The sequence below is a fragment of the Streptomyces ossamyceticus genome (assembly GCF_001418475.1).
In the GTDB taxonomy this organism is placed as follows: domain Bacteria; phylum Actinomycetota; class Actinomycetes; order Streptomycetales; family Streptomycetaceae; genus Streptomyces; species Streptomyces ossamyceticus.
In genome coordinates, this window is sequence record NZ_LIQX01000801.1 from 1 (window position 1) to 4,513 (window position 4,513).

The following is a 4,513-nucleotide window of genomic DNA, read 5'->3' on the forward strand; positions in this document are numbered from 1 at the left end:
CGAGCATGCGGTCCACCTCCTCCGCGCCGGGCCGCGCGAGCGGGTCCTTGACGAGCAGGGCGGTCAGTACGCCGGTCAGCGGGCCGGCCTGACGGGGCGGCGGGACGTCCTCGCTGAGCACCGCGGCGAGCGTGGCGAGCGTGCTGTCCCGGCGCAGGGGATGGTGGGCCTCGACGGCCACGTAGAGCATCATCGCCAGCGACCACAGGTCGGAGGCGGGACCGCCCTCCTTGCCGCTGACCCGCTCCGGCGCCATGTAGTCGGGCGAGCCGATTACGGAACCGGTGGCGGTGAGGCTGGTGGCCTCGCGGACGGCGGCGATCCCGAAGTCGGTGAGCACGGGGCGTCCGTCGGGGCGCAGCAGGACGTTCGCCGGCTTCACGTCACGGTGCTCGATGCCGACCGCGTGGGCGGCGCGCAGCGCGTCGAGCACCTCCCGGCCCATACGGGCCGCCTCGGACGGTTCCAGGCGGCCCCGGTCGAGGCGGTCCTGGAGCGAGCCGCCGGTGAGGAGCTCCATCACGATCCACGGGTAGGTGCCCTCGCCGCCGTCGACGATGTGGTGGATGGTGACGACGTTCGGATGGTGGACGCGGGCGAGGGCCCGGGCCTCCCTCAGGACGCGTTCACGCAGGGTGCGGGCGCCCTCCGGGTCGTACTCGGCGAGGCCGGGGTCCGGCGGGCGGACCTCCTTCACTGCGACCTCGCGGTGCAACGCCAGGTCGCGGGCGCGCCAGACCCATCCCATTCCCCCGCCGCCAAGCCGCCCGACGAGTTCGAAGCGGCCGTCGATCACCCGTCTACCGGGCTCCGTTCTGCTCATGCGGGGAGCCTAGACGGAGGCGACGACAACAAGGACGGTGAGTCCCGGTTCGTGAGGAATCGGAGATCAACGGCGAAGGGGAGAGGGAGACGGCTGAACACCGTCGCACGTCCGGGGTCTCCGCTCCCCCTCCCCCGCCGGAACCGTCCCCCGTGGCGGTTCCGGCGGTTTTGGCGGTGCCGGCGGGCCGTGGTCGACGGCCGCGATCCCGGCGCCTGCGTCAGGACAGGACGTTGACCGTGCCGATGTTGACGTAGCCGCCCAGCGCGGCCGCGCCGCCGGCCGGGGTGCGGTAGCCGAGGGAGGCGATCAGCGCGTAGGTGCCGCCCGGCTTGAGGTCGGTGAGCGTGGTCTGCTGGGAGTACCCGTCGGCGCCCGTGTGTTGCAGCAGTTGCGGCGGGGTCGTGAAGTCGTGGGTGCCGCCGATCTCGTCGACGCTCACGTGCACGGACCAGGCGCCTCCGATGAGCGGGACCAGGAAACCGGTCAGGTGCCACTCGGTCTGCACCTTGATGGCGGCGCCGTTCTTGACGACGTCGACGGGGCTGCCGTCCGGGTCGAGAACGACCGCGCTGATCCGGCCGTCGAGCGCGGTGGTCGGCACGGGAAGGGACTGGAAGGTTCCGGAGGTCATGTCTGCTCCTTGTGCTGGGCTGTCGTTCGACCTCCTCACCATGCGCGGACCGGCCGGGGGCCGTCGTGAGGCAGGGGTCCCGAGGCGGTCGGGCCCGGTGCCCGTGCCGGCCGGGACACGTCGGGCAGGACGCGTCGGGCGGGCGGCGGGTCAGTCGCCCAGTCCGGAGTCGCGGGCCTTGGCCACGGTCGCCGCCCGGGTGGTGGTGCCGAGTTTGTTCATGATGGCGGACACATGGTTGCGGACGGTCTTCTCCGCGAGGTACATGGTGCGGGCGATCTGGTGGTTGCCCTGGCCGCGGGCCACGAGTTCGAGGATCTCCCGTTCCCTGCCGGTGAGTTCGGGGAAGACCTGGGCGGCGTACGCGCGCTGCGACTGGGTGAAGAAGGCGCTGATGCGCTGGGCGACGGCCCGGCCGTAGACGGCGTTGCCGGACGCGACGACCAGTACGGCGCGGACGATCTCGGTACGGTCGGCTCCCTTGAGGAGGTAGCCGCGGGCTCCGGCGCGCAGGGCTCCCATGAGGGTCTGGTCGTCCTCGTGCATGGTGAGCACGAGCACGGCGAGGTCGGGTTGTGCGGTGAGGAGTTCGCGGATGGCCGCGGTGCCGTCGAGGTGGGGCATGGCCAGGTCGGTGAGGACGACGTCCGGCTGGGTGCGTTCGACGGCGGCCAGGAGTTCGCGGCCGTCGGCGGCTTCGGCGACGATGTCGACGCCCTGTTCCCCGGCGAGGGCGGCGACGAGACCGAAGCGGTACAGGGGGTGGTCGTCGGCGACGACGACACGGACGGCGGTCGCGGTGGTCATGGTGCCTCCAGGGGCAGTACGGCGGTGAGCACGGTCCCGCGGGCGCCCGGCCGGACGGTCAGGCTGCCGCCCCGGGCCTCGGCGCGGCGGCGCATCGACGTCAGTCCCACTCCGGGGACGAGCCGGGGCGGCAGGCCCCGGCCGTCGTCGGTGACCGTGAGGTGCAGGGTGTGGTCGCTGACGGTCAGGCGGACGAAGGCGCGGTCCGCGTCCGCGTGGCGGGCGACGTTGGTCAGTGCCTCGGTGACGATGCGGTAGGCGGAGCTCTCGACGGCGGGTGGCAGGTGCGGCAGTTCGGGGGCCTCGATGTCGATGGTGAGCGCGGGGGTGAGGGTGCGCGCGTATCTGCGGGTGGCCTCCAGGAGACTCATGCGGTCCAGGGCGTCCGGGCGCAGGTCGTCGATGATGCGCCGGATCTCGCCCACCGCGCCGGGCACTTCGTCGCGCAGGCGGTCCAGCAGGAGGCGGGCGGCGGCGGTGTCACCGCGGTCCAGGCTGTCGGCGGTGGCCTGGAGGCCGAGGCCCATGCCGGCCAGGGACGGGCCGAGACCGTCGTGGAGGTCCTGCCGGAGCCGGTCGCGTTCGAGTCGGGTCGCCTCGATGACCTGGTCGCGGTGGGCGGCGACCAGATCGGTGAGTTCGAGGGCGCGGGCGATCACGGCGACCTGCTGCGCCAAAGCCTCCAGCAGCCGCAGGTCGTCCCGCCCGTACGGCTCGCCGGGCGCGCGGTCGGCGACGGTGAGCGTGCCGAGGGGGCGGCCGGCCAGCCTCAGCGGCAGGGTGAGGCCCGGTGCCGGTGGGGGGCCGGCGGTGGCGCGGACCGCTCCGTCCGGGCCGGTGAGACGGACCGAGGGGGCCCGGACCGCGTGCCGGACCACGTCGAGCGCGCCGGGCAGCAGTTCCTCCTCGTCCCCGTACGCCACGCGGTCACCGAGGCGGGCCAGGGCCCGCAGGGGGTCACGGCGGGCGCCGTAGATCCACCAGTCCACCGCCTGTTGCAGCCGGTCGCGGGCCGGGGTCAGGGCGACGGCGACCACCGCGGCGGCCAGGACGCCCGGCAGGGGGCTCGGTTCCCAGAGAGTGCCGATCGCGGCGGTCGTGAGGAGGTACAGGGCGGCCACCACGGTCGTCAGGAGCCCGTAGACCAGGCCGCGACGCAGGACGGCCTCGATGCCCAGCATGCGGTAGCGGAGCACCCCGACGGCCACGGCGGCGGGTACGAGCACGGCCAGGGCCGCGCGGACGAGCGGGCCGACGAAGAACGAGGTGCCCATGACGACGGTCAGCACGGACAGCATCCACGCCAACTGCTGGCGTTCGGGCGGCTCGGAGCGGACCAGGCGGCGCAGCGCGTGCACGGTGACGGCCAGGGCGCTCAAGCCGATCAGCAGGAGGCAGAGGGCGATCAGGGGGCCGAGGACGGCGGAGGGCAGGGCCACCGGTGGCGTGCGGCCGGGGACGATGTCGTCGTAGGCGTCGGGGTCGAACACGGCGGCCAGCGTCAGTGTGCCGATGCCGGCGGCCGCCGCGGCGATGGTCCACCGCAGCCACCTCGCGTCGAGGCGGCCGCCCGGGTACAGCGCCAGGACGACGGTGGGGAGCGCGAACAGGGACGGGACGTGCGCGCCGCCCGCCACGGCGGCCACGGCGGCGGCGCCCGGCCAGTCGCGGTCGGCGGTGGCCCCGTGGCTGCCGTACGCGGCGAGGCCGAGCTGCCAGGCGCCGGATCCACCGATGAGCAGGAACAGCCAGCCGAGCGGGTTGCGGGGGCGCAGCACGGTCAGTACCGCGCCGGCCGCCGCCCAGGACACCAACGCCGAGCCCATCAGGACGACTTCGGTGACGGGCTGCTCCTGACCGGGGACGGCGGGCAGCGCGGCCCGCGCCCATCCGGCGAGCGCCACCGCGATGACACTGCTCAGCACGACCGACCACACGACCACGCGCACAGCCACACCCCATTCTCCGGTCGCCGCCGCACGGACGACAGCGTTCCGGCGCCGCCCTCTCGGTGGCGTCGGGCGGGCCGTGCCGGGTGCGGCTCGCCGCCGGGGTCTGCCACCGACCTGTCGCTGTCCGAGTGGGGTCGGCCGGCGCGGCAGCCGCCGTGCGGGGCCGCCGTCGCCGTCCGCTGCCGGTGGCGAGGAGGGACCTCTCGTACCCCTTCCACCCGGCGGGGCCTGCCCGGCGGCCGTGGGGACACTGTGCGGCCCGTGGGGGGTGTGGGGCGTGGGGCCGCGGTCCCGGTC

At 74.5% G+C, this 4,513-nt stretch carries 4 protein-coding genes; all 4 read right to left on the reverse strand.

The window, feature by feature from the left end; translation table 11 throughout:
* Nucleotides 1–823, reverse strand: an 823-nt coding sequence (locus AOK15_RS38995; RefSeq protein WP_157870507.1) for a serine/threonine-protein kinase, incomplete at its 3' end; no start/stop codon positions are given.
* A 220-nt stretch (nucleotides 824–1,043) separates the two neighbouring features.
* Nucleotides 1,044–1,457, reverse strand: coding sequence for a hypothetical protein (locus AOK15_RS39000; RefSeq protein WP_055523694.1), 414 nt, complete (start codon nucleotides 1,455–1,457; stop codon nucleotides 1,044–1,046).
* A gap of 150 nt (nucleotides 1,458–1,607) precedes the next feature.
* A complete protein-coding gene (locus tag AOK15_RS39005; protein WP_055523696.1) occupies nucleotides 1,608–2,264 on the reverse strand; it encodes a response regulator transcription factor in 657 nt (218 codons plus the stop codon).
* Nucleotides 2,261–4,219 carry a sensor histidine kinase gene (locus tag AOK15_RS39010; protein ID WP_157870508.1) on the reverse strand — a complete coding sequence of 653 codons (1,959 nt, stop codon included), beginning with the start codon at nucleotides 4,217–4,219 and terminating at the stop codon, nucleotides 2,261–2,263. The genes AOK15_RS39005 and AOK15_RS39010 overlap by 4 nt, the downstream gene beginning before the upstream one ends.
* Nucleotides 4,220–4,513: the final 294 nt, after the last annotated feature.

Coding starts and splice junctions, on each gene's coding strand:
- AOK15_RS39000 (WP_055523694.1), bottom strand. CDS start 1,457: ATGACCTCCGGAACCTTCCAGTCCCTTCCCGTGCCGACCACCGCGCTC.
- AOK15_RS39005 (WP_055523696.1), bottom strand. CDS start 2,264: ATGACCACCGCGACCGCCGTCCGTGTCGTCGTCGCCGACGACCACCCC.